This is a genomic window from Streptomyces sp. NPDC002564 (genome assembly GCF_042889645.1).
GTDB lineage: Bacteria > Actinomycetota > Actinomycetes > Streptomycetales > Streptomycetaceae > Streptomyces.
In genome coordinates this window covers 239,094-261,624 of record NZ_JBIARE010000006.1, presented here as the reverse complement: position 1 = coordinate 261,624, position 22,531 = coordinate 239,094, and the positions used below count along the sequence as shown (strand labels likewise).

Sequence of the window (22,531 nt, the reverse complement as noted above, 5' to 3'; positions counted from 1 at the left end):
ACATGGGGGACCTACGGAACCGTCGGGTCACGCTACCGGGTCGCCACATCCCTCTGCCACGCAGCTCAGAACGGTGCCCTCCGCAAGGCGGCGGCAGTAACAAAACCTCCCGCCCCGGCGCTGTTCACGGCCGGACCGCCGTCCTCCTCACGCGGCCTGGATGTCGACACGCGCGCCGAACTCCCGTACCACCGGCTCCTCCCGGTAGGGCTCCAGGCGCTCCTGGAAGTCCTCCAGGTACTCCGCGCCGCGGTTCGAGCGCAGCGTGCCGAGCAGTTCGACGGCCTTCAGGCCCGTGTGGCAGGCCTGTTCGACCTCGCGGCGCTGCACCTGGGCCGTGGCCAGCAGGACCAGGCCGATGGCCCGCCGCCGCGCCCGGGTCTCGGGGTGCCCGTCCAGGGACTCCTGGGCGCTGCGCGCGGCCGCGTCGGCCTGGCCCAAGTCCCGGTGACAATGCGCCATTTCATCGGCCAGATACGCATGGTCGAAGTGCCGGATCCACACCGGGTCGTCGCCGGAGCCGGCCTCGCCTGCCGCCCGGTCCATCGCCTCGACCGCGCGGCCCGCCACGACCTGGGTGGCCCGCGCGTCACCGAGCAGCGCGTGGCCGCGCGCCTCGGCGGCGTAGAACATCGCCTCCGCGCGGGGCGTGACCCGGCCGCGGGTGCCCTCCTGCGCGGCCCGCGCCAACTGCGCGATCTCGCGCGGGTTGCCGAGCTGGGCGGCGAGGTGGCTCATCGACGCGGCCAGGACGTATCCGCCGTATCCCCGGTCCCCGGCCGCCTGGGCCAGGCGCAGGGCCTGGATGTAGTACCGCTGGGCCAGGCCCGGCTGGCCGGTGTCGACGGCCATGTACCCGGCGAGCTCGGTCAACCGGGCGACCGCGGCGAACAGTTCGCGGCCCACCGCCTCCCGGTAGGAGCCCGCGAGCAGCCCGGACACCACGGAGTTCAGGTAGTGCACGACGACCGGCCGCACATGGCCGCTGCCGAACTGGTGGTCGAGCTCGGTCAGCGCCTGCGTCATCGCCTTGACCGCCGCCACGTCCGACATGCCCACGCGCGGCCCGGCGCTGCGGCCGACCTGCTGGTCGGGCGAGGAGATCAGCCAGTCGCGGCTGGGCTCGACCAGCGCGGACGCGGCCACCGACGAACCGGAGAGGAAGTCGCGCCGCCCCACGTCGCTGCGCCACAGCTCGCAGACCTGCTCGATGGCGCCGAGCACGGTCGGGGAGAACTGCAGCCCCACCCCGGAGGCGAGGTTCTTGCCGTTCGCCATGCCGATCTCGTCGATGGTCACGGTGCGGCCCAGCTTCCGGCCGAGCGCCTCCGCGATGATGCCGGGCGCCCGGCCGCGCGGCTGCTGCCCGCGCAGCCAGCGGGCCACCGACGTCTTGTCGTAGCGCAGGTCGAGGCCGTGTTCCGCACCGCACATGTTGACCCTGCGGGCCAGACCGGCGTTGGAGCAGCCGGCTTCCTGGATGAGCGCCTGCAGCCGTTCGTTGGGCTGTCGCGCGACGAGAGGCCTGGCGGCCATGGCGTACCCCCTGTGTGCACCGTGGACCATCGGATACGGGGCGGCCGCCGGGGACCGCCTCACGATGATCAATGCCCTTGGGGCAAGGGAAGATGCGCCACAAAAGAAGCAAAAGAAGCCATTAACAACTAAACATGTGAATCTGGACGGACCTGTCGGTCCCCGGGCTTCCTCCGAGGCGTCCTCTGATTGCCCGTGACCTGGCTACCCGCACCCGGCCGCCAATCCCCATGCGCGCCCCCGCCCGTGCACCCATGCGCCCCGGCCGCAGGATCGATGCTCCTCCTCCGCCCTCGCGTGCGCCCGTAACCCGAGGTGGCACCGGGAGTTGAGAAGTTCGTGGAAGAGACCATCGGAGTCACGTCAGCCGCGCAGATCCCGAAGCAGCGCGGAGAGGCCTTGCTGGACACGGCCGTGCGATACGCGGAGGAGCGTCACTGGGACGTGTTCCCGGGAACCTGGCTGGAATCCGTCCAGGGCGTCGAACGCTGCTCGTGCGGGGAGGCCGCGTGCGATGCGCCCGGCGCACACCCCGCCCGCGAGGACTGGGCGACCCAGGCCACCGGCAGCGCGACCGTGGCCCGCAGGCTCTGGCAGAAGCAGCCGGACGCCTCCATCCTGCTCCCCACCGGACGCACCTTCGACGCGATCGACGTGCCCGAGAGCGCCGGATTCCTCGCCCTGGCGCGCATGGAGCGCATGGAGCTCACCCTCGGCCCGGTGACCTGCACCCCCAACCGCCGCATGCAGTTCTTCGTGCTGCCCGGCGCCGCCGCCAAGGTGCCCGACCTCGTGCGCAAGCTCGGCTGGCCCCCCGCCGCCATCGACCTGATCTGCTTCGGCGAAGGCACCTACGTCGCCGCGCCCCCCACCCGCTACGGCGGCAAGGGCGCCGTCCAGTGGGCCTGCCGCCCCACCGCCGCCAACCGCTGGCTGCCGGACGCCGAGGAGATCATCTCCCCGCTGGCGTACGCGTGCGGCAGGGAAGCGCGCCGCTGACCGGCCGACCACCGCGGCGCCGCCGCCGTCGTATCGTGCGGACACGGCGAAAGCGGCGAAGGGCGGCACGGTGACCGAGGCGGCGGCGGTACGGATCCAAGGGCTCTGGAAGCGGTTCGGCGAACAGATCGCGGTCGCCGGGATCGATCTGAGCCTGCCCGCGGGCCAGTTCATCGGCCTGGTCGGGCCCAACGGCGCCGGGAAGACCACCACCCTCTCCATGGTCACCGGACTCCTCAGACCCGACCGGGGCACCGTCGAGGTCGTCGGCCACGACGTCTGGCGCGACCCCGTCCAGGTCAAGGCCCGCATCGGCGTGCTCCCCGAGGGCCTGCGGCTGTTCGAGCGACTCTCGGGACGCGAACTCCTCGCGTACACCGGACGGCTGCGCGGCCTGCCCGGCACCGAGGTCGACAAGCGGGCCACCCAGCTCCTGGACGTCCTCGACCTCGCGGGCGCCCAGCACAAGCTGGTCGTCGACTACTCCACCGGCATGCGCAAGAAGATCGGCCTGGCCGCGGCGCTGCTGCACAACCCCGAAGTCCTCTTCCTCGACGAGCCCTTCGAAGGCGTCGACCCCGTCTCCGCGCAGATCATCCGCGGCGTCCTGGAGCGCTACACCGCCTCCGGCGCCACGGTCGTCTTCTCCTCCCACGTCATGGAACTCGTCGAGTCGCTCTGCGACTGGGTCGCCGTCATGGCCGCGGGCCGCATCCGCGCGCACGGCACCCTCGCCGAGGTGCGGGGCGCCGCGCCCTCGCTGCAACAGGCGTTCCTCGAACTCGTCGGCGCGCACGGCCGCGACACCGGATCCGACCTGGACTGGCTGGGCGGCGGCCCCCGATGACCACCAGCACCGGCACCGCCGCGCGGCCCACCGCGATCACCGCCGTCCTCGTCCGCCTCAAACTGTCCCTCCTGCGCAACGGCCTGCGCCAGTCCGCGGGCCGCCGCGCCGCCTACATCGCCTCCGTCGCCGTCTCCCTGCTCGTCGCCGCGCTCCAGCTCATCGGCCTCGTCGCCCTGCGCGGCAACGAGCACGCCGGCACCGTCTGCGTCCTGCTCACCGGGGTGCTCGCCCTCGGCTGGGCGGTCATGCCGCTGTTCTTCCCCAGCGGCGACGAGACCCTGGACCCCACCCGCCTGGTGATGCTGCCGCTGCGCCCGCGGCCCCTCGTCCGCGCCCTGCTCGTCGCCTCCCTCGTCGGCATCGGCCCGCTCTTCACGCTCTGCCTCGCGCTCGGCGCGGCCGTCGCCCTGGCCCACGGGGCCGCGGCGGCCGTCACCGGCGTCCTCGCCGTCGCCCTCACCCTGCTGATCTGCGTGGCGCTGGCCCGCGCGGTCGCCGCCGCCAACATCCGCCTGCTCACCAGCCGCAAGGGCCGCGACCTCGCGGTCCTCAGCGGCCTGGTCGTCGCGATCGGCGCGCAGGTGGTCAACTTCGGCGCGCAGAGGCTCGGTTCCTCGGGCCTGGACACGCTCGCCCCGGCCGCGCACGTGGTCCGCTGGATCCCGCCGGCCGCGGCGCTCGGCGCGGTGGACTCGGTGAGCGAGGGCGCGTACGCGCGGGGCGCGGCCCAACTGGCCCTTTCCGTCGCCGCCCTGCTCGCGCTGCTCGCCCTCTGGCAGCGCAGCCTGACCCGCCTGATGACGACGCCCGACGGCTCCACGCTCGCGGCGGCCGAACCGGACAAGGGCGCCTCCCGCACCGCGGGCGCCCTCGGCGGACTGCTGCCCGCGGGCCGCACCGGCACCGTCATGGAGCGCAGCCTGCGCTACGCCTGGCGCGACCCCAAGACCAAGGCGGCCTGGGTGACATCCCTGGCCGTCGGCCTGATCGTGCCCGTCTTCAACGCCCTCCAGGGCACCGGCTCCGTCTACTTCGGCTGCTTCGCGGCGGGCATGCTCGGCATCCTCATGTACAACCAGTTCGGCCAGGACACCTCGGCCTTCTGGATGGTCGCGACGACGATCTCCACACCGCGCGACGCGTACGTGGAGCTGCGCGGCCGGGCACTCGCGCTGCTGCTCGTCACGCTGCCCTACGCCACGCTCGTCACCGTCCTGACGACCGCGCTGCTCGGCGACTGGCCCGCCCTGGCGGAGGTCCTCGGCCTCTCCCTGGCCCTCCTCGGCGCGATGCTGGCCGCGGGCGCGTGGTCCTCGGTCCGCTTCCCCTACTCGATCCCGCAGGAGGGCTACAAGAACGTGGCCCCCGGCCAGGCGGGACTCGCCTGGATCTCCCTCTTCGGCGGCATGGTCGCGGCGGCCCTGCTGTGCGCCCCGGTCCTCGCCCTGACGATCTGGCTGCACGCCTCGGGCGCGGGCTCCTGGAGCTGGCTGCTGCTGCCGCTCGGCGCGGCCTACGGGGCGGCGGTCGCGGAACTGGGCCTGCGCCTCGCGGCCCCGCGCCTTGCGGGACGGCTGCCGGAGATCCTCACGGCGGTGAGCAGGGGCTGACGGCGCGGGCGGGCACCCCTCGCACGCAGACGACCCGCGAGCCGTGGTCCCTGCCGCCAGCGGCGGAGGAAGCCGGCCGGACGCACCGGCGGCTCGCGGGTCGGGTGACTGCTTGGGAATAGGGCCGGCTGCACGCAGATCGCACGTGCTGGTCCGGCGCCGAATTCGAGTTGCGACGACGGGCCGCTAGCCCGCAGTCACCTCACGCGTCCGGTTTCCATACATCGGCCGAACCACCTCCCTTCTCGTGTGCACGCCACCCTAGGAACCGCCCCATGGACCGCACAACCGAATTTCGCGCACAACGATTTCTCACCGACTTCCGGGAACTTCCTGTGGGGTGCGTCACGTTCCAGTTGAATGATCTGACGTGCGACACAGGCAGGTCGCGCAGCTCATGCAGTACAGGCGGCTCATGAGGACGAGGACACGGCCTGCAGGGGGTTCCAGGTGAGTGCTTCGCGGCAGAGCGGAACTACTGACGAACTCGGTCCCGAAGAGCCCGAGCCCGGCGGCGCGGAGCTGCTCGCGGCGCTGCTCGACGGGATGGACGCCGCGCTGTGCGCGTTCGACGCGGACGGCGTCGTGACGCACTGGAACCGGGAGGCCGAGCGCATCCTCGGGTGGTCGGCGGCGGAGGCCGTGGGGCGGCGGGGGTTCTCGGGGTGGGCGGTGCGGGCCGCGGACGCCGGGGACGTCGAGGGGCGGCTGCTGTCGGCGATGGACGCGCCGGGGCGGCAGGTGCACGAGTTCGCGCTGGTGACCAAGGACGGCGGGCGGGTGCTCGTACGGATGCAGTCGGCGTCCGTGCGGGGCGGCGACGGCAAGCCCTCCGGGGTGTACTGCGCCTTCAGCGAGGTGCACGCGCAGATCGACCTGGAGCGGTCCATCGCCCTGAGCGAGGCCCTCTTCGAGGACGCCTCGTGGGGTGTGGTGCTCGTCGACGCGGACCTGCGGCCCGCCGTGGTCAACGAACACGCGGCCCGGGCCTTCGGCGTGGGCCGTACCGCCCTGCTCGGTCGGCCGCTGGCCGATCTGCTCGGGCAGGGCGTGCAGGAGCTGGAGAGCGCGCTGACCCATGTGCTGGCCGAGGGGACCCCGCCCGCGCCCGCCGAGCTGTGGGTGTCGGTCCGGGCGGCGGCGGGGCAGGAGGAGGGGGGCGGCCGGCGGTGCTGGCGCAGCGGTTTCCTGCGGCTGGCCTCGCCGCTCGCCGAGGAGCCGGTGCCGCTCGGTGTCGGCTGGCTCTTCCTGGACGTCACGGAGGCCAGGCAGACCGAGCAGGTGGCCGCGCAGCTGCGGTTCCGGTCCCAGCAGTTGCACCGGGCGGCGCGGGCGACCGCGGAGTGCGAGGACCCCACGGAGGCGGCGACCGTGCAGCTGGACTTCGCGCTCGCCGGGTTCGCCGACCACGCGCTGGTGGACCTGCTGGCGGGTGAGGGTCCCGTACGGCTCGTACGGGTGGCCGCGACGCCCGCGGGGCCGCCCGGGCCCTGCCTGCCGGTCGCCATGGCGGGCATCCCCGTGCGCTATCCCGAGGGGCATCCCGCCCCGCAGTGCGTGGAGCGCACCGGTTCGGTGCGGGCCAGCGCGGGGCCGGGGGCCTCGCCGGAGCGGGTGCGGGAGTGGGCGGCGGGCCGGCAGTGGCCCCAGGACACCGAACACGCGCTGTGCGTGGTGCTGCGCAGCCGGGGGCGGACGCTGGGCGTCGTGACGTTTCTGCGGGGGGCGGGGCGGGGGCAGTTCGACCGGGCGGACGCGGCGTACGCGGAGAGCGTGGCGTCGCGCGTCGCCGCGTCCCTCGATCTGGCGCAGGCCCTGGACGGGGCCTGAGGGGTCCTGCCGCCGGGCGGCGGTGCGGTGTGCTCGGTGGGAGGGGGTGGGCGGGGTCCGTCGTGGGCCGCCGGTTCCGGCAGGTCCGCCGCCGGGCGGCGGATGTCTCCCGCCCACCCGCCGGAGCCGGGGCCGCGTCTACACCGCGTGCAGCGCCAATGTCGGGGACAGCCGGGCCGCCCTCACCGCCGGGTACAGTCCCGCCACCGTGCCGATCGCCAGCGTCGCGCCGAACCCGCCCGCCACGGCCCACGGCGGCACCACCCACGGCAGCCCGCCGGACACCGCGTACGCCGCCGTCGCCGCCGCGCCGAGCGCCACGCCCGCCATCCCGCCGAGGCCGGACAGCATCAGGGACTCGGTCACGAACTGCACGCGGATCTGGCCCCGCGTCGCGCCGAGCGAACGGCGCAGGCCGATCTCGTAGCGGCGTTCGAGCACCGAGATGATCATGGTGTTGGCGACGCCGACCCCGCCCACGAGCAGCGCGATGCCGCCGAGGCCGAGCAGCAGCGTGGAGAACGCGCCCTCGGTCGCCGCCTTGGCCTGCAGCGCCGATGAGGGGTCGGTGACCTGGACGTTGCGCGGGTTCTCCGGGTCGATGGACGCGGCGAGCAGCTTGCGCACGGAGCCCACGCTCGCGTCGGTGGAGCGCTCGTACACCGATGTCGGGTGCCCGTCGAAGCCGAGCAGCTTGCGCGACGCGTCCCAGCCGGTGAGCGCGGAGCGTTCGATGTCGGGGGCGAGCGGCAGCGGGTCGAGGATGCCGATGACGGTGAAGTACCGGTCGTCGATCCAGACCTGCTGTCCCGGCGAGGTGATGCCGAGCCGCTTGGCGGCGACGTGGCCGAGGACGACCGAGGGGTAGCGGCTGTTGGCCGCGTTGAACCAGCTGCCGCTGCCCGTCCTCCCGCGCAGCACCTTCAGCAGCCCCTCGGTGGAGGCCTTCACGGAGATGCCGCCCGTCTCGTCCTTCGGGATCTTCTCGCTGCGTCGCACGGAGCGTTCGAGGTCGCCGGTGGCGCCGACGTCCTCGACCCCTTCGACGCGCCCGACCCGGCCCGCGGCGTCGCGCGGCAGGGTCACCTTCTCGCCGGAGAAGACCGCTTCGCCGGGCGAGGCGACGAGCATGTTGGTGCCCAGGGAGTCGAGTTCCCGCATGAGCTGGGCCTTGCTGGAGGAGGAGATGCCGACGACGGCGACCATCGTGGCGATGCCGATGGCGATGCCGAGCGCGGACAGGACGACCCGGACGGGGCGGCTGCGCAGCCCCGCGGAGCCGACGTGCAGCACGTCACGGGGGCTGAGCCGCGCGGCCTTGAGCCCGCTGCCGCGCCGCCGGCCCCCGCCGTCGCGCCGGCTCATGCCGCGACCTCCGCCGCCCGCGTGTCCGCGACGACCTGTCCGTCCCTGATCCGTACCTGCCGCGGCAGCCGTTCGGCGATGTCCGTGTCGTGGGTGATGACGGCGATGGTCGCGCCCTCCGCGTTGAGGTCGTGCAGCAGGGCCATGACGGCCTCGCCGGATTCGGAGTCGAGCGCGCCGGTGGGTTCGTCGGCGAGCAGCAGGTCGGGTTCGCCGACGACGGCGCGGGCGATGGCGACGCGCTGTTTCTGTCCGCCGGACAGTTCGTGCGGCCGGTGTTTCATGCGGTCGGCGAGGCCGACGCGCTCCAGGGCGTACGCGGCCCTGCGGCGGCGTTCGGCGCGGGAGAGGCCGGAGTAGAGCAGGCCCTCGGCGACGTTGTCGCGGGCGCTGATGCCGGGGACGAGGTGGAAGGCCTGGAAGACGAAGCCGATGTGCCGGGCGCGCAGCGCGGAGAGGCTGCGGTCGGTGAGTGCGGCGACGTCGTGTCCGGCGATGGCGACGGACCCGGCGGTGGGCCGGTCGAGGGTGCCGACGATGTGCAGGAGGGTGGACTTGCCGGAGCCGGAGGGGCCCACGATGGCGAGGAGTTCGCCCGCGGCGACGGTCAGGTCGACCCCGCGCAGGGCGGCGACCCCGCCGGGGTACTCCTTGGTCACGCCGCCGAGTTCGACGACGGCGGGGGCCGGCGGGCGGTGGTCCGCGGCGGGGGGTCCGGCCGCATCACGGTCGTTCATGCCTTCGGCACCCCGACCTTCATGCCGTCCCGCAGCCCGCCGCCGCGCACCTCGACCCTGCCCTGCCCGAACATGCCGAGCTCGACCTCGACGTCGCGGGTGCGGCCGCCCTCGACGACCTGGACGCCGAAGCCGCCGGCGGGCAGCGCGAGGAGCGCGTTGACGGGGACGGACAGGACGTTCTTGCGGGTCTCGCCGGTGAGGTCGACGGTGACCGGGGACTGGTCGAAGCCGTCGACCTTGCCGGGGTCGTCGAAGGTGACGGTGACGGGGATCTTGGGGGTCTTGTCGTTGGGGTCGTCGCCGGGCCGTGCGGTCCTGCCGACGGAGGCGACCTTGCCGCCTGCGGTGGTGCCGTCCGGCAGCGAGACGCTGACCTCGGTGCCCTTCTTGGCGAGTTCGCCGTCCGAGACGTCGAGCTGGACGCGGACGACGCGTTCGGAGCCGGTGGCGGAGAGCACCGGTCTGCCGGGCGCGACCTGGTCGCCGACGGTCGACGCCGTCGACTTCACGCGCAGCGCGCCGGGCTGGAAGGCGATCTGCTCGGGGCCCACGCGGCCGGTCTGCTTGCGGTCGTGGGCCTTCTGCCACTGCTTGACGGCGGCGGCCGTGCCGTCGGTGTACGTGTCGTCGACGGCGAGGCCGGTGCCGTAGCCGAGGGCGACGAGGTTCTCCTCCAGCTGGCGCACGTCGTTGCCCTTGTCGCCGCTCTTGAGGGTGCGGTACATCGGCTCGGTGCCGTACATGAGGCGGACGGGGACGCCGTTGACCTCGTAGAGGCGCCCGTCGCGCCCGATGGTCGAGCCGGACTCGGCGGACCAGGTCAGGGTGCCGGTGCCGCCCGCGTTGACCTTGCGTTCCTTGGCGTAGCCGAGGGTGCCGTCGACCTGGGTGCCGCTGCTGAGGTCGCCGCGGTCGACGGGGGCGGTGGCGGGCGGCAGGCCGGCGTCGCGGTGGGCGGAGTCCTCGGTGCCGCCGGAGTCGGCGAGGGCGGTGACGGCGATGCCGCCGCCGGTCACGGCGAGCAGGGCGACGACGGTGGACAGGACCGCGGTGCGGCGCCTCATCCGACGATGCCCTTGCACGCCTCGGCGGCCTTCTCCATCTTCTTGGCCTCGGCGCCCTTGGGCATGGGCTGGGCCTGCATCGCGCCGCCGTCGAACTTCGGGTCGGGCATGTTGAAGCCGTTCTTGCGCATGCACTGGGCGTACTTGAGCATCTTGTCCTTGTCGGCCTGGGAGACTCCGCCGCCCTTGGAGCCGCCGCCCATGCCGCACTTCTTCATGACGGCCTCCATCTTCTCCTTGCTCAGGTCGCCGCCGATGGTGATGCCGCGGCTGTCCTGGCCCGTCTTGGGCTCGGGCACGTCCAGGCCGTTCTTGCGCAGGCACTCGCGCTCCTTGAAGGCCTTGTCGGCGTCGGCGCCCTTGCCGCCGTCGGCGCTGCCTGCGGGGCCGGAGTCCTCGGCGCCGCCGGAGTCCTCGGAGCAGGCGCCGGCGAACAGGGCGAGTGCGGCGAAGGCTGACGCGAGCGCCACCGAGCGGGTGCGGGTCGGGCGGACGGTCCTCATGGGGCTTCCCCTTCACATGTGGCGTGGGTGACGCGCACAGGCTGGCGGGGGGCGGGGTTTCGTTTCTCTCACCGGGGACGCTTACACCGGCGAAAGGTCACTCTCGGGTACACAGGGCGGCATGCGCGTACTGCTGGTGGAGGACGAGGAATTCCTCGCGGAGATGATCGCCGACGGGCTGCGGCGCGACGCGCTGGCCGTCGACGTGGCGGCCGACGGGCTGACCGCGCTGCGGAAACTGCAGCTCGGGGAGTACGACGTGCTGATCCTCGACCGTGATCTGCCGGGGCTGCACGGCGACGAGGTGTGCCGCCGGGTGGTCCAGCAGCGCCTGCTGACCCGGGTGCTGATGCTGACGGCGTCGGGCACGGTGCGTGACCGGGTGGCGGGTCTGGGGCTCGGCGCGGACGACTATCTGACCAAGCCGTTCGCGTACGACGAGCTGTTGGCGCGGGTGCTCGCGCTCGGCCGGCGGGCCAGGCCCGCGCTGCCGCCGGTGATCGAGCGGGCCGGTCTCGTCCTGGACACCGCGCGCCGCCAGGCCAGCAGGGACGGCCGCCATCTGGCGCTGTCCCGCAAGGAGTTCGCGGTCCTGGAGGCGCTGCTGCGCGCGGACGGGGCGGTGGTCAGCGGCGAGGACCTGATCGAGCAGGTGTGGGAGGAGGACACCAGCTACCGCACGAACGCGGTCCGGGTGACCCTGTCCAAGCTGCGCGCGAAGCTGGGCGAGCCGCCGGTGGTGGAGACGGTGCCCGGGGCCGGGTACCGGATCGCGGGGCGTTCGCTGTGAGCGGGCGGGCGCCGCTGCGGGTGCGGATGAGCGGCGAGCGGGCCCGGCTGACCACCTTGTACGGGGGGCTGCTCGTGCTGGCCGGGGCGCTGCTCACCGGGCTGGTGTACCTGATCGTGCAGCAGGGGCTCTACACGTCGATCAGCTCGGCGGTGACCACGGCGGTGCCGCGCGGGCCGATGCCGCCGTGGCGGGCCGTGCCGGCGCCGATGGCCTCGGCGATGCCCGCGCGGCGGGTGCAGGGCATGCCGCTCGACCTGGACGAGAGCCTCGCCGTGACGAAGATCAGCGATCTGGCGGGCGAGGCCGCGCTGAACCGGCTGCTGACGGTCTCGGTGGTCGTCTTCACCGTGTACGCGGTCCTGTCGATCGCGCTGGCGTGGTGGATGGCGGGGCGGGTGCTGCGCCCGGTCGCGGTGATCACCGGGACGGCGCGGCGGCTGTCGGGGGCGAATCTGCACGAGCGGATCGCGCTGGAGGCGCCGCCGGGCGAGCTGAAGGAGCTCGCGGACACCTTCGACCGGATGCTGGACCGGATAGAGCGGCTGGTGGGCGCGCAGCAGCGGTTCGCGGCCAACGCGGCGCACGAGCTGCGCACCCCGCTGGCCGTGCAGCGGGCGGCCGCGGAGATCGGCCTCGCGGGGGTGCTCGACGAGATCGGGTCGGCGCCCGCGGGGGCGGACTCGCGGGCGTGGGAGAAGGTCGCGCGGATCCGTACGAAGCTCATCTCCGTCGCCGACGACAGCGAGCACCTCATCGAGGGGCTGCTGCTGCTCGCCGCGTCGGAGCAGGATCTGGAGCGGTACGAGGAGGTCGCGGTGGACGTCCTCGCGCAGGCCGTCGCCGAGGGCCTGGCAGAGGAGGCGGCCGGGCGCGGGGTCACGGTGTCGGTGCGGGCCCGGCCGCTGACGGTGGCGGGCGACGGGGTGCTCCTGGACCGGCTGGTGCACAACCTGGTGGCGAACGCGGTGCGCTACAACGTCGAGGGCGGCCGGGTGGACGTGACGACGTCGGCGGACGGCGTCCTGACGGTGTCCAACACCGGGCCCGAGGTGCCCGCCGACACGGTCCAGGAGCTCTTCGAGCCGTTCCGGCGGCTGCAGGAGCGCACGCACGCGCGGGGCGAGGGGGCCGGGCTCGGTCTCTCCATCGTGGCGGCGATCGCGCGGGCGCACGGCGCGGAAGTGGTGGCGCGGGCGCGCGAGGAGGGCGGCGGGCTGACCGTACGGGTCGGGTTCCCGCCCGCCGCGGGGCCGGGGGCGGGGGCGGCGGAGGACGGGTAGCCCCCCGGGGGGGTTCAGTGGCGGTAGAAGATGCGGTCGCCGTACTCCTGGAAGACGCGTCCGTTCCAGTCGTGGCCGCCGTCCACGTTCCCCGAGCGCAGCAGCGGGGGCTGGATGCCCCGCTCGGCCAGCTGTTCGATGGCGGTGGCGGTCATGGCCTGCATCAGGGCGTTGGTGACGACGCTGGAGGCGGGGCCGAAGGGCGCGTCCACCCCGTCCAGGGTCAGCTCCGCGTCGCCCACCGCGATCTTGGAGTCGATCACGACGTCGCAGTGGTCCTTCAGGAAGGTGCCGGAGACGTGCCGGGAGCGGGTCTCGCTCGCGTACGCCACGGAGGTGACGCCGATGACCTTGAGGCCGAGCGCGCGGGCGTTCATGGCCATCTCCACGGGCAGGGAGTTCCGCCCGGAGAGCGAGATGATCACGAGGACGTCGCCGGGACGGGCCGGGGAGGAGTCCAGGACGGCGCCCGCGAGGCCGTCGACCCGCTCCAGGGCGGAGCCCAGGGTGGCGGGCATGACGTCCACGCCGACCACGCCGGGCACGGCCAGGAGGTTGATGAGGGCGAGGCCGCCCGCGCGGTAGACGACGTCCTGCGCGGCGAGGGAGGAGTGCCCGGCGCCGAAGGCGAAGAGCCGCCCGCCGGACGCGACGGCGTCGGCGAGCAGGGTGCCCGCATCGGCGACGTTCCCGGCCTCCTCGTCGCGGACCCGCTGGAGCAGGCCGATCGCGGCGTCGAAGTACTGACCTGCCAACTTGCTCTCGCTCTTCGAGCTCATTCGCATCACGTTGCGGTCTGGACCAGTGCCCTGTCAACACCGTCGCAGGCCGGTACTGGGCGGGAATTCCGGCGGCGCGACACGGTTGTCAGTGGTATGCGTCAGAATTGAGGGCAGGGCCAGCGCACGAGCTAATTCTGAGGGGCACCCATGTCGGGGCTGATTGACACCACTGAGATGTATTTGCGCACCATCCTCGAGCTGGAGGAGGAAGGTGTGGTCCCCATGCGCGCCCGGATCGCCGAGCGGCTCGACCAGAGCGGACCGACGGTGAGCCAGACGGTGGCGCGCATGGAGCGCGACGGCCTGGTGGCCGTCGCCAGCGACCGCCACCTGGAGCTCACCGAGGAGGGCCGCCGCCTGGCGACCCGTGTGATGCGCAAGCACCGCCTCGCGGAGTGCCTCCTCGTGGACGTGATCGGGCTGGAGTGGGAGCAGGTGCACGCCGAGGCGTGCCGCTGGGAGCACGTGATGAGCGAGGCGGTGGAGCGCCGCGTGCTGGAGCTGCTGCGCCACCCCACCGAGTCGCCGTACGGCAACCCGATCCCGGGCCTGGAGGAGCTGGGCGAGAAGGACGGCGCGGACCCGTTCCTGGACGAGGGCATGGTCTCCCTGACGGAGCTCGACCCGGGCTCCGAGGGCAAGACGGTCGTGGTGCGCCGCATCGGCGAGCCGATCCAGACGGACGCCCAGCTGATGTACACGCTGCGGCGGGCCGGCGTGCAGCCGGGCTCCGTGGTGAGCGTGACGGAGTCGGCGGGCGGGGTCCTGGTGGGCAGCAGCGGCGAGGCCGCCGAGCTCACCGCGGAGGTCGCCTCGCACGTGTTCGTCGCCAAGCGCTGAGCGCCGGGCCGCCCGGCCCCGCACCGCCGGGCGCCGGGGCTTTCGGCCCCCGAGGGCGCACTGCGGTCAACTCCCGTTGCCGGAGGGGCAGTTGACGGGACTTCACGATCTTCGCGAGATCTCGCGGAGTCCAAGATTCAGTGTGCGGAATCGCAGCGCCCGAGCGTTTTGCGTGCGAGGCTGTCGCGAGAGGCATATGACCTGAGGGCTCTTGACCGTGTCGGCGCCAGGTCTGGCCGCACGGCCGGAGAGGGGGCTGGAGATGTGCCCGTCTGGTGAGCGGGACCGCCCGCCCGGCGAGCGCCTGCGGGCGCCCCGCCGCCCGGGAGCGGACGGCGAGGGCCCCGGCGCCCTGGAGCGCCGGGGCCTGTCCTCCCCTGTGCTGACCCGGAGCCCCGAGCTCCCAGGGTCATTCCCCTCGGACCGGTTTCCCCGAGCGGTCCGCCTCCCGTTGAAGATCTCCCCTCGGCCGCGCCGGTCAATCCTTGAGTGTGGTCACCCGAATGAGGGGTGTTACCGGCGATCCGGCCGCTTTCGAATGCGGGTTCGATAGCGTGCGGGGGTGTGCAGCAGGACCAGCCGTGGATCCCGAGCGGAATCAAGGGGGGTGCCAGCAATCATGGTGCGGCGCATCGACGTGACGGGCACGGGTGGCGTTCGCCTCGCCGCCTGGGAGTACGCCGACCCTCCCAAGCTCAGGGAGGCCGAGGGGCCGCCCGGCGGGGTGCTGTTGCTGCACGGCCTGATGGGCCGCGCCTCGCACTGGGCCGGCACCGCCCGCTGGCTGGCCGAGCGGCACCGCGCGGTCGCGCTCGACCAGCGCGGCCACGGCAGGAGCGAGAAGCCCGCCGACGGCCCCTACACCCGCGACGCCTACGTGGACGACGCCGAGGCCGCGCTCGTCCAGCTGGGCCTCGCCCCCGCCGTCCTCATCGGCCACTCCATGGGGGCGCTCACCGCCTGGCAGCTCGCCGCGCGCCGCCCCGACCTCGTCCGGGGCCTGATCATCTGCGACATGCGGGCCTCCGCGCTCGGGGCGGCGTCCCAGCGCGAGTGGGAGGGCTGGTTCACGTCCTGGCCGGTGCCGTTCGCGACGCTCGCCGACGTCCGCAAGTGGTTCGGCGAGGACGACCCCTGGGTGGAGCGGCCCAACCCCGCGCGCGGTGAGTTCTTCGCCGAGGTGATGACGGAGGAGGCGGACGGCTGGCGGCCCGTCTTCGACCGCGCCCAGATGCTGGAGTCCCGCGAGACGTGGGTGCACGACGCGCACTGGGAGGAGCTGATCCAGGTCCGCTGCCCCGCGCTCGTCGTGCGCGGCCTGGACGGGGAGCTCGGCCGGGCCGAGTCCCAGGAGATGGTCCGCGTCCTGCCCCGCGGGGAGTACGCGGAGGTGGCCGACGCGGGGCACCTTGTGCACTATGACCAGCCGGAGGCGTGGCGGGCCGCGATCGAACCGTTTCTGGACGGGGTCCTTTGACGGGGTGTCGGCGCCGTGTCCTTGGGGCGCCGTCGGTCGTGGCCTTCGGCCTACTCGTCCTCAAACGCCGGACGGGCTGAATCCGCCGCCCTCACCTTGCCCTGCACGCAGCGCACCCAGCGATCGCGGCCTTCGGCCCACTCGTCCTCAAGCGCCGGACAGGCTGAATCCGCCGCCCTCACCTTGCCCTGCACGTAGCGCACCCAGCCATCGCGGCCTTCGGCCCACTCGTCCTCGAACGCCGGACGGGCTTGAATGCGTCACGGGCTCAGGCGGTCCACGTGCCAGGTCGTGGACGGGGGTCTGCGGGTGTACCTCAGGCGGTCGTGGAGGCGGTCCGCTCTGCCCTGCCAGAATTCCAGGGCGTGCGGGGTGACCCGGAAGCCGCCCCAGTGCGGGGGGACCGGGACCTGTTCGCCCTCGGGGTAGCGGGCCGCCAGGTCGGCGTACGCGCGGTCCAGGTCCGCCCGCGCGGCAAGCACCGAGGACTGGGCGCTGGCCCAGGCGCCCAGCTGGGAGCCGTGCGGACGGGTGCGGAAGTAGGCCACCGTCTCCGCGCGCGCGACGCGCTCCGCGACGCCGGAGACGATCACCTGGCGGGCCGTCGCGTGCCAGGGGAACAGCAGCGAGACGTGCGGGTTGGCCGCGAGCTCGCGGGCCTTGCGGGACCCGTAGTTGGTGAAGAAGACGAAGCCCCGCTCGTCGAAGCCCTTCAGGAGCACCGTGCGGGAGCTGGGGCGGCCTTCCGCGTCGGCCGTGGAGACGACCATCGCGTTCGGCTCGTGGACGGCGCACCCGTCGGCCGCCGCCTCCTTGAACCACCGGGCGAACTGGTCCATCGGGTCGGCCGGCAGCTCGGCCTCGGAGAGCCCCGCGGTGGCGTACTGCTCGCGCATGTCGGCCGGTTCCGGGAGGGCGGCACTGGAGTCGGTCACGCGGTCATCTTGCCGTATTTGCCGCGCCGGACGGGGCTCATGCGGGGGCGCACGGTGCCACGGAGAGGTGACGTGTGGCACTGAGTGCCGCATTCCATCGCCAAAGGTGGCACCAAGGGATATCGTCCTGCTGCCGTATCGGTTGGGTGACCACCAGCCGCACGGGGCATCACCGGGATGAGTTCCGGACCGCGAGTCGCCGGATTCGCCGGACATCGGCGGACACGACCGTGGATCCGGACCGACAACGCCCACTTTTGACGCATGGTCATGAGCTGATCGCACCCCTGTCTCTCGAAACCATCATGTCGAACCCATCACGAGGAGCCGCCCGATGTCCGACTTCGTACCCGGACTTGAAGGAGTCGTCGCGTTCGAGACGGAGATCGCCGAACCGGACAAGGAAGGTGGCGCGCTGCGCTACCGCGGAGTCGACATCGAGGATCTGGTCGGCCACGTCTCCTTCGGGAACGTGTGGGGCCTGCTCGTCGACGGCGCCTTCAACCCCGGTCTGCCGCCCGCCGAGCCCTTCCCGATCCCGGTGCACTCCGGCGACATCCGTGTCGACGTGCAGTCCGCGCTCGCCATGCTCGCGCCCGTCTGGGGCCTGCGGCCGCTGCTCGACATCAGCGAGGAGCGGGCCCGCGAGGACCTGGCGCGCGCCGCCGTCATGGCGCTGTCCTACGTCGCCCAGTCGGCGCGCGGGCAGGGCCTGCCGATGGTGCCGCAGCGCGAGATCGACAAGGCCGACACGGTCGTCGAGCGGTTCATGAAGCGGTGGCGGGGCGAGCCCGACCCCAAGCACGTGCAGGCCGTCGACGCGTACTGGACGTCGGCCGCCGAGCACGGCATGAACGCCTCCACCTTCACCGCGCGCGTCATCGCCTCCACCGGCGCGGACGTGGCGGCGGCGCTCAGCGGGGCGGTCGGCGCGATGTCCGGGCCGCTGCACGGCGGGGCGCCCTCACGGGTCCTCGGCATGATCGAGGAGATCGAGCGCACCGGCGACGCGGTCGCGTACGTGAAGCAGGCGCTGGACAAGGGCGAGCGGCTGATGGGCTTCGGGCACCGGGTGTACCGGGCCGAGGACCCGCGGGCCAGGGTGCTCCGGCGCACCGCCCGTGAGCTGGGCGCGCCCCGCTTCGAGGTCGCGGAGGCGCTGGAGAAGGCGGCCCTGGACGAGCTGCACGCGCGCCGCCCCGACCGGGTGCTCGCCACGAACGTGGAGTTCTGGGCGGCGATCGTCCTCGACTTCGCGGAGGTGCCGGCGCACATGTTCACGTCGATGTTCACCTGCGCGCGGACCGCGGGCTGGTCGGCGCACATCCTGGAGCAGAAGCGGACGGGCCGGCTGGTCCGCCCCTCGGCCCGGTACGTGGGCCCCGCGAGCCGCGCGCCGCAGGCGATCGAGGGGTACGGGTCGATCGCCCGCTGACGGGTCGCTCGCCCACCGACGGGTCGCTCGCCCACCGGCGGGCCGATCGCGCACTGCCGGGCCGGGTGTGTCAGGCCAGGGACGACTCCAGCAGCTCCGTCCACTGCGCGACCACGCGCGCCCGGCGTGCCCCGTCGTCCGTGAGGAGGTTCGCGAGGCCCAGGCCCCGGGCCATGTCCAGGAGGCCCTGGATGGTCTCGCGGACGCCGGGGCGGGACTCGTCCGCGCCCAGGAGCTCCACCGCGATGCGGTGCGTCTCGCGGCCCACGCGGGCCTCCAGTTCCGTGACGCGCGCACCGAGCTGCGGCTCGTTCGACGCGGCGACCCACAGGTGGAGCGCCGCGCGGAACAGCGGGCCGGTGTAGAGGTCGACGAGGGCCGCGACGACCGCGGCTCTGTCCTGCGCGCGAAGGTCCCGCAGGGCCGTGGAGCGCTGCTCGGCGACGTACTCCACGGCCGCGGTGAAGAGGTCCTCCCGGGTGGGGAAGTGGTGCTGTGCCGCGCCCCGCGAGACGCCCGCCCGCTCGGCGACCACGGAGACCGTCGAGCCCGCCCAGCCGTGCTCGGCGAGGCAGGACACCGCGGCCTCCAGGAGTTTCCGGCGCGTCGCGCGGCTGCGGTCCTGCTTGGGCGAGCGGTCCGCGGCGGTCACAGCACCCATGGGCGCTCCCGTCGTTCGAGGAACGCCGTCATGCCCTCGCGCGCCTCCTCGGAGCCGAAGAGGCGGGCGGACAGGGCCATGAGGGCGTCCGAGTGGTGGTCGAATGCGTCGAGCACCCTAGCCGTGAGCAGCTTCTTCGTCTCGGCCAGGGCGAGCGGCGCGGCCGCCCTGAGCCCGTCGAGGATCGGCACGAGGGCGGCGTCGACGTCCTGCGCGTACGCCGTGACGAGGCCGATGCGCGCCGCCTCCGCCGCGTCGAAGCGCTCCCCGGTGAGGTGGTAGCGGGCGGCGGCGCTCGGGTCGAGGCGGGGCAGCAGGGTCAGGGAGATCACGGCGGCGGCGACGCCGATGCGCACCTCCGTGAGGGCGAAGGACGCCTCCGGGCCCGCCACCGCGATGTCGCACGCGCCGAGCAGGCCGAGCCCGCCCGCCCGCACATGGCCCGTCACCCGGGCGACCACCGGCTTGGGCAGCTCCACGATCCGCCGCAGCAGCCGGACGAGGTCGGCGGGGTCGGGCGGCGCCTTCAGGTCGGCGCCCGAGCAGAACGTCGTGCCGGTGTGGGTGAGCTGGACCGCGCGGACGGCGGGGTCCTTGCCCAGGTCGTCCAGCGCGCCGGCGAGAGCGCCCACCAGGTCCGCCGAGAGCGCGTTGCGGCGCTCGGGGAAGTCCAGGGTGAGGGTGACGATGCCGCGTGCGGGCGCGGAGACGTCCAGGGTCATCGGGGTCCTCCTCAGTAGGACTTGGGCAGGCCCAGCGTCTGGTGGGACACGTAGTTGAGGATCATCTCCCTGCTGACGGGGGCGATCCGAGCGACCCGGGAGGCCACGATGAGCGAGGCGAGCCCGAACTCCTTGGTGAGGCCGTTGCCGCCGAGGGTGTGCACGGACTGGTCGACGGCCTTCACGCAGGCGTCGGCGGCGGCGAGCTTGGCCATGTTGGCGGCCTCCCCGGCGCCGATGTCGTCGCCCTCGTCGTAGAGCCGGGCGGCCTTCTGCATCATCAGGCGGGCCAGTTCGATCTCCACGTGGGACTGCGCCAGGGGGTGCGCGATGGCCTGGTGGGCGCCGATCGGGGTCTTCCACACGCTGCGTTCCTTGGCGTACGCGACGGCGCGGGAGAGCGCGTGGCGGCCCATGCCGAGGGCGAACGCGGCCGTCATGATCCGTTCGGGGTTGAGGCCCGCGAAGAGCTGGAGCAGGCCGGCGTCCTCGTCGCCGACCAGCGCGTCGGCGGGCAGCCGCACGTCGTCGAGGACGAGCTCGAACTGCTTCTCCGCGGCCTGGAGTTCCATGTCGATCCGGTGGCGCCGGAAGCCGGGGGCGTCGCGCGGGACGATGAACAGGCACGGCTTGAGGTTGCCGGTGCGCGCGTCGGAGGTGCGGCCCACGACGAGGGTCGCGTCGGCGATGTCGACGCCGGATATGAAGACCTTGCGGCCGGTCAGCAGCCAGTCGCCGGAGTCGGGGTCGCGGCGGGCGGTGGTGGTGATGCGGTGCGAGTTGGAGCCCGCGTCGGGCTCGGTGATCCCGAACGCCATGGTGCGCGAGCCGTCGGCGAGTCCGGGCAGCCAGGCCCGCTTCTGCTCCTCGGTGCCGAAGCGGGCGATGACCGTGCCGCAGATCGCGGGCGAGACGACCATCATCAGGAGCGGGCAGCCCGCGGCGCCCAGCTCTTCGAGGACGATGGAGAGTTCGGCGATGCCGCCGCCCCCTCCCCCGTACTCCTCGGGCAGGTTGACGCCCAGGTAGCCGAGCTTGGCGGCGTCCGCCCACAGCTCGTCGGGGTGGCCGCCGGCGGCGGCGACCCGGGCCAGGTAGTCGCGGCCGTACCGGCGGCCGAGGGCGGCGACGGCGGAACGCAGGGCCTGGTGCTCCTCGGTTTCGAGGACCGTGCTGCGAGCGGTGCTCATGCTGACTGTTCCTCCTGTACGAGCGGGTCGGCGGCCTGGTCGGCGGCCTCTACGACGGCGAGCAGCGCGCCGACCTCGACCTGGCGGCCGGGGACGGCGTGCAGGGCGGTGAGCGTGCCGGAGGCGGGGGCGCAGATGCGGTGCTCCATCTTCATGGCCTCCAGCCAGACGAGGGGCTGCCCGGCCGTGACCGGCGCTCCCTCGGCGATCCCGTCGGCGACGCGGACGACGGTGCCGGGCATCGGGGCGAGCAGCGAGCCGGGCGCGCGGCGGGCGGTGGGTTCGGGGAGCAGCGGCAGCGGGGTGAGGGCGGTGTCGCCCCGGGCGCCGGTGACGTGCACGCGGTCGGCGTACCGGGTGACGGTGAACGTGCGCCGTACGCCGTCGACTTCGAGGACGACGAGCGAGCTCGTCGCGCTGAGCACGGTGACGCCGTCGGCGGCGGGGCCCTGCCGGGTGTGGTGGTAGCGGACCTCGTGCTCGGTGCCGTCGGGTTCGGTGCGGTAGCGCTTGAGGTGGGGCTGGGAGGACAGGTTGCGCCAGCCGCCGAAGCGGGAGCGGCCGTGCGCGTCGGCGAGGGCGGCGGCCAGGGGCGCGTGCGGGTCGGGGGTGGCGGCGGCGAGCCGGTCGGCGTGCCGGTCGTAGAAGCCGGTGTCCATCCGGGCGGCGGTGAACTCGGGGTGGCGCAGGGAGCGCACGAGCAGGTCGCGGTTGGTGACCGGGCCGTGCACGGCGGCGCGTTCCAGGGCGCCGGCCAGTTTGCGCAGGGCCTCGGCGCGGGTGGGGGCGTACGCGACGGCCTTGGCGAGCATCGCGTCGTAGTGCACGCCGATGGTGTCGCCCGCGCCGTAGCCGGTGTCCAGGCGCACGTCGCCGGGCACGTCCAGGCGGTGCAGGGTGCCGGTCTGCGGGGCCCAGTCCGCGGCCGGGTCCTCGGCGTACAGGCGGGCCTCGACGGCGTGGCCGCGGGCGGCGGGCGGTTCGGCCGGGAGCGCCTCGCCCTCGGCGATCCGGATCTGCAGCGCCACCAGGTCGAGGCCGAACACGGCCTCGGTGACGGGGTGTTCGACCTGGAGGCGGGTGTTCATCTCCAGGAAGTGGGCGCGCCCGTCGGCGACCAGGAACTCGACGGTCCCCGCGCCCAGGTAGTCGGTGACGCGGGCGGCGCGCTCGGCCTGCGCGTGCAGGTCGGCGACGAGCTCCGGGGCGAGTGCGGGCGCCGGGGACTCCTCGATCACCTTCTGGTGCCTGCGCTGCAGGGAGCAGTCGCGGGTGCCGAGCGGCCACACGGTGCCGTGCGCGTCGGCCATGATCTGCACCTCGACGTGCCGGCCCGCCTCCAGGTAGGGCTCGACGAACACCTCGCCGTCCCCGAAGGCGCTCGCCGCCTCGGCCCGCGCGACGGCCAGCTCGTCGTCGAGACGGTGCAGGTCCCGTACGACGCGCATGCCGCGGCCGCCGCCGCCCGCCGCCGCCTTGACCAGGACGGGCAGGTCGGCCGCGGTGACCTCGCCCAGGGGCGCGATGCCCATCAGTTCCTTGGCGCGGGTCTTGGACGCCATCGCCTCGATCGCGGCGGGCGGCGGCCCGATCCACACCAGGCCCGCGTCGAGGACGGACCGGGCGAACGCCGCGTTCTCGGAGAGGAAGCCGTAGCCGGGGTGGATCGCGTCCGCGCCCGCGGCCTGCGCGGCCTTCACGACCAGGTCGCCGCGGAGATACGTGTCGGAGGGCGTGGCCCCCGGCAGCCGTACCGCCGTGTCGGCCTCGCGCACGTGCAGGGCGTCCGCGTCGGCGTCGGAGTACACGGCGACGGTGGCGATGCCCAGCTCGCGGCAGGTACGGAAGACACGGCAGGCGATCTCGCCCCGGTTGGCCACCAACAGGGAAGTAATCATGCGGAGTTCCTCACGTCCATC

20 protein-coding genes are annotated in these 22,531 nt (G+C 73.6%); 9 read left to right on the top strand and 11 right to left on the bottom strand.

The window, feature by feature from the left end:
• Nucleotides 1–147 precede the first annotated feature (147 nt).
• Complete coding sequence (locus tag ACFYXE_RS22830; protein WP_361172175.1) at nucleotides 148–1,536, bottom strand: transcriptional regulator; 1,389 nt, start codon at nucleotides 1,534–1,536, stop codon at nucleotides 148–150.
• Between the two features lie 339 nt (nucleotides 1,537–1,875).
• On the opposite strand from ACFYXE_RS22830, the gene ACFYXE_RS22825 reads away from it, so the two are divergent.
• The 4 genes from ACFYXE_RS22825 to ACFYXE_RS22810 all read left to right on the top strand — a co-directional run bounded on the left by ACFYXE_RS22825 (nucleotide 1,876) and on the right by ACFYXE_RS22810 (nucleotide 6,825).
• A complete protein-coding gene (locus ACFYXE_RS22825) occupies nucleotides 1,876–2,535 on the top strand; it encodes a bifunctional DNA primase/polymerase (RefSeq protein ID WP_389315042.1) in 660 nt (219 codons plus the stop codon).
• A 70-nt stretch (nucleotides 2,536–2,605) separates the two neighbouring features.
• A complete protein-coding gene (locus ACFYXE_RS22820) occupies nucleotides 2,606–3,382 on the top strand; it encodes an ABC transporter ATP-binding protein (RefSeq protein ID WP_361172169.1) in 777 nt (258 codons plus the stop codon).
• On the top strand, nucleotides 3,379–4,995 hold the full coding sequence (locus ACFYXE_RS22815; RefSeq protein ID WP_389315040.1) for a transporter: 1,617 nt from the start codon (nucleotides 3,379–3,381) through the stop codon (nucleotides 4,993–4,995). The genes ACFYXE_RS22820 and ACFYXE_RS22815 overlap by 4 nt, the downstream gene beginning before the upstream one ends.
• A 450-nt stretch (nucleotides 4,996–5,445) precedes the next feature.
• A complete protein-coding gene (locus ACFYXE_RS22810; protein WP_361172163.1) occupies nucleotides 5,446–6,825 on the top strand; it encodes a PAS domain-containing protein in 1,380 nt (459 codons plus the stop codon).
• A 138-nt stretch (nucleotides 6,826–6,963) separates the two neighbouring features.
• Here ACFYXE_RS22810 and ACFYXE_RS22805 read toward each other — a convergent pair whose 3' ends face one another.
• The 4 genes from ACFYXE_RS22805 to ACFYXE_RS22790 are packed head-to-tail and all read right to left on the bottom strand — an operon-like array spanning nucleotide 6,964 to nucleotide 10,497.
• Complete coding sequence (locus ACFYXE_RS22805; RefSeq protein ID WP_389315037.1) at nucleotides 6,964–8,190, bottom strand: ABC transporter permease; 1,227 nt, start codon at nucleotides 8,188–8,190, stop codon at nucleotides 6,964–6,966.
• The gene (locus ACFYXE_RS22800; protein WP_361172158.1) at nucleotides 8,187–8,927 is read right to left on the bottom strand and encodes an ABC transporter ATP-binding protein; all 741 of its coding nucleotides are present in this window, start codon (nucleotides 8,925–8,927) and stop codon (nucleotides 8,187–8,189) included. Before ACFYXE_RS22800 ends, ACFYXE_RS22805 begins: the two co-directional genes overlap by 4 nt.
• Nucleotides 8,924–9,994, bottom strand: coding sequence for a peptidoglycan-binding protein (locus ACFYXE_RS22795; RefSeq protein WP_389315034.1), 1,071 nt, complete (start codon nucleotides 9,992–9,994; stop codon nucleotides 8,924–8,926). The genes ACFYXE_RS22800 and ACFYXE_RS22795 overlap by 4 nt, the downstream gene beginning before the upstream one ends.
• Nucleotides 9,991–10,497, bottom strand: a complete 507-nt coding sequence (locus ACFYXE_RS22790) for a hypothetical protein (RefSeq protein ID WP_389315032.1) — start codon at nucleotides 10,495–10,497, stop codon at nucleotides 9,991–9,993. Before ACFYXE_RS22790 ends, ACFYXE_RS22795 begins: the two co-directional genes overlap by 4 nt.
• A gap of 121 nt (nucleotides 10,498–10,618) precedes the next feature.
• Between ACFYXE_RS22790 and ACFYXE_RS22785 the strand changes: the two genes are divergently transcribed.
• Both ACFYXE_RS22785 and ACFYXE_RS22780 read left to right on the top strand, forming a co-directional pair.
• Nucleotides 10,619–11,287 carry a response regulator transcription factor gene (locus tag ACFYXE_RS22785; RefSeq protein WP_361172149.1) on the top strand — a complete coding sequence of 223 codons (669 nt, stop codon included), beginning with the start codon at nucleotides 10,619–10,621 and terminating at the stop codon, nucleotides 11,285–11,287.
• A 26-nt stretch (nucleotides 11,288–11,313) separates the two neighbouring features.
• On the top strand, nucleotides 11,314–12,570 hold the full coding sequence (locus ACFYXE_RS22780) for a sensor histidine kinase (protein ID WP_389315541.1): 1,257 nt from the start codon (nucleotides 11,314–11,316) through the stop codon (nucleotides 12,568–12,570).
• A 14-nt stretch (nucleotides 12,571–12,584) separates the two neighbouring features.
• Here ACFYXE_RS22780 and ACFYXE_RS22775 read toward each other — a convergent pair whose 3' ends face one another.
• Nucleotides 12,585–13,349: an SIS domain-containing protein gene (locus ACFYXE_RS22775; protein WP_361172146.1), complete on the bottom strand. Its 765-nt coding sequence runs from the start codon at nucleotides 13,347–13,349 to the stop codon at nucleotides 12,585–12,587.
• 150 nt (nucleotides 13,350–13,499) lie between these two features.
• On the opposite strand from ACFYXE_RS22775, the gene ACFYXE_RS22770 reads away from it, so the two are divergent.
• Complete coding sequence (locus ACFYXE_RS22770; RefSeq protein ID WP_355807864.1) at nucleotides 13,500–14,192, top strand: metal-dependent transcriptional regulator; 693 nt, start codon at nucleotides 13,500–13,502, stop codon at nucleotides 14,190–14,192.
• 619 nt (nucleotides 14,193–14,811) lie between these two features.
• The gene (locus ACFYXE_RS22765) at nucleotides 14,812–15,669 is read left to right on the top strand and encodes an alpha/beta hydrolase (protein ID WP_361172142.1); all 858 of its coding nucleotides are present in this window, start codon (nucleotides 14,812–14,814) and stop codon (nucleotides 15,667–15,669) included.
• A gap of 260 nt (nucleotides 15,670–15,929) precedes the next feature.
• Here ACFYXE_RS22765 and pdxH read toward each other — a convergent pair whose 3' ends face one another.
• The gene (gene pdxH / locus ACFYXE_RS22760) at nucleotides 15,930–16,565 is read right to left on the bottom strand and encodes a pyridoxamine 5'-phosphate oxidase (protein WP_389315538.1); all 636 of its coding nucleotides are present in this window, start codon (nucleotides 16,563–16,565) and stop codon (nucleotides 15,930–15,932) included.
• A 373-nt stretch (nucleotides 16,566–16,938) separates the two neighbouring features.
• Between pdxH and ACFYXE_RS22755 the strand changes: the two genes are divergently transcribed.
• Nucleotides 16,939–18,039 carry a citrate synthase 2 gene (locus ACFYXE_RS22755; RefSeq protein WP_389315029.1) on the top strand — a complete coding sequence of 367 codons (1,101 nt, stop codon included), beginning with the start codon at nucleotides 16,939–16,941 and terminating at the stop codon, nucleotides 18,037–18,039.
• Nucleotides 18,040–18,109: 70 nt separating this feature from the next.
• Here ACFYXE_RS22755 and ACFYXE_RS22750 read toward each other — a convergent pair whose 3' ends face one another.
• The 4 genes from ACFYXE_RS22750 to ACFYXE_RS22735 are packed head-to-tail and all read right to left on the bottom strand — an operon-like array spanning nucleotide 18,110 to nucleotide 22,510.
• The gene (locus tag ACFYXE_RS22750; RefSeq protein ID WP_361172136.1) at nucleotides 18,110–18,700 is read right to left on the bottom strand and encodes a TetR/AcrR family transcriptional regulator; all 591 of its coding nucleotides are present in this window, start codon (nucleotides 18,698–18,700) and stop codon (nucleotides 18,110–18,112) included.
• Nucleotides 18,688–19,422, bottom strand: coding sequence for an enoyl-CoA hydratase family protein (locus tag ACFYXE_RS22745; protein ID WP_389315027.1), 735 nt, complete (start codon nucleotides 19,420–19,422; stop codon nucleotides 18,688–18,690). The genes ACFYXE_RS22750 and ACFYXE_RS22745 overlap by 13 nt, the downstream gene beginning before the upstream one ends.
• Before the next feature lie 11 nt (nucleotides 19,423–19,433).
• On the bottom strand, nucleotides 19,434–20,612 hold the full coding sequence (locus ACFYXE_RS22740; RefSeq protein ID WP_389315025.1) for an acyl-CoA dehydrogenase family protein: 1,179 nt from the start codon (nucleotides 20,610–20,612) through the stop codon (nucleotides 19,434–19,436).
• Nucleotides 20,609–22,510, bottom strand: a complete 1,902-nt coding sequence (locus tag ACFYXE_RS22735) for an acetyl/propionyl/methylcrotonyl-CoA carboxylase subunit alpha (protein ID WP_389315023.1) — start codon at nucleotides 22,508–22,510, stop codon at nucleotides 20,609–20,611. The genes ACFYXE_RS22740 and ACFYXE_RS22735 overlap by 4 nt, the downstream gene beginning before the upstream one ends.
• Between the last annotated feature and the right edge of the window lie 21 nt (nucleotides 22,511–22,531).

Coding starts and splice junctions, on each gene's coding strand:
- ACFYXE_RS22830 (WP_361172175.1), bottom strand. CDS start 1,536: ATGGCCGCCAGGCCTCTCGTCGCGCGACAGCCCAACGAACGGCTGCAG.
- ACFYXE_RS22815 (WP_389315040.1), top strand. CDS start 3,379: ATGACCACCAGCACCGGCACCGCCGCGCGGCCCACCGCGATCACCGCC.
- ACFYXE_RS22805 (WP_389315037.1), bottom strand. CDS start 8,190: ATGAGCCGGCGCGACGGCGGGGGCCGGCGGCGCGGCAGCGGGCTCAAG.
- ACFYXE_RS22800 (WP_361172158.1), bottom strand. CDS start 8,927: ATGAACGACCGTGATGCGGCCGGACCCCCCGCCGCGGACCACCGCCCG.
- ACFYXE_RS22795 (WP_389315034.1), bottom strand. CDS start 9,994: ATGAGGCGCCGCACCGCGGTCCTGTCCACCGTCGTCGCCCTGCTCGCC.
- ACFYXE_RS22790 (WP_389315032.1), bottom strand. CDS start 10,497: ATGAGGACCGTCCGCCCGACCCGCACCCGCTCGGTGGCGCTCGCGTCA.
- ACFYXE_RS22785 (WP_361172149.1), top strand. CDS start 10,619: ATGCGCGTACTGCTGGTGGAGGACGAGGAATTCCTCGCGGAGATGATC.
- ACFYXE_RS22780 (WP_389315541.1), top strand. CDS start 11,314: ATGAGCGGCGAGCGGGCCCGGCTGACCACCTTGTACGGGGGGCTGCTC.
- ACFYXE_RS22775 (WP_361172146.1), bottom strand. CDS start 13,349: ATGAGCTCGAAGAGCGAGAGCAAGTTGGCAGGTCAGTACTTCGACGCC.
- ACFYXE_RS22770 (WP_355807864.1), top strand. CDS start 13,500: ATGTCGGGGCTGATTGACACCACTGAGATGTATTTGCGCACCATCCTC.
- ACFYXE_RS22765 (WP_361172142.1), top strand. CDS start 14,812: ATGGTGCGGCGCATCGACGTGACGGGCACGGGTGGCGTTCGCCTCGCC.
- pdxH (WP_389315538.1), bottom strand. CDS start 16,565: ATGCGCGAGCAGTACGCCACCGCGGGGCTCTCCGAGGCCGAGCTGCCG.
- ACFYXE_RS22755 (WP_389315029.1), top strand. CDS start 16,939: ATGTCCGACTTCGTACCCGGACTTGAAGGAGTCGTCGCGTTCGAGACG.
- ACFYXE_RS22750 (WP_361172136.1), bottom strand. CDS start 18,700: ATGGGTGCTGTGACCGCCGCGGACCGCTCGCCCAAGCAGGACCGCAGC.
- ACFYXE_RS22745 (WP_389315027.1), bottom strand. CDS start 19,422: ATGACCCTGGACGTCTCCGCGCCCGCACGCGGCATCGTCACCCTCACC.
- ACFYXE_RS22740 (WP_389315025.1), bottom strand. CDS start 20,612: ATGAGCACCGCTCGCAGCACGGTCCTCGAAACCGAGGAGCACCAGGCC.
- ACFYXE_RS22735 (WP_389315023.1), bottom strand. CDS start 22,510: ATGATTACTTCCCTGTTGGTGGCCAACCGGGGCGAGATCGCCTGCCGT.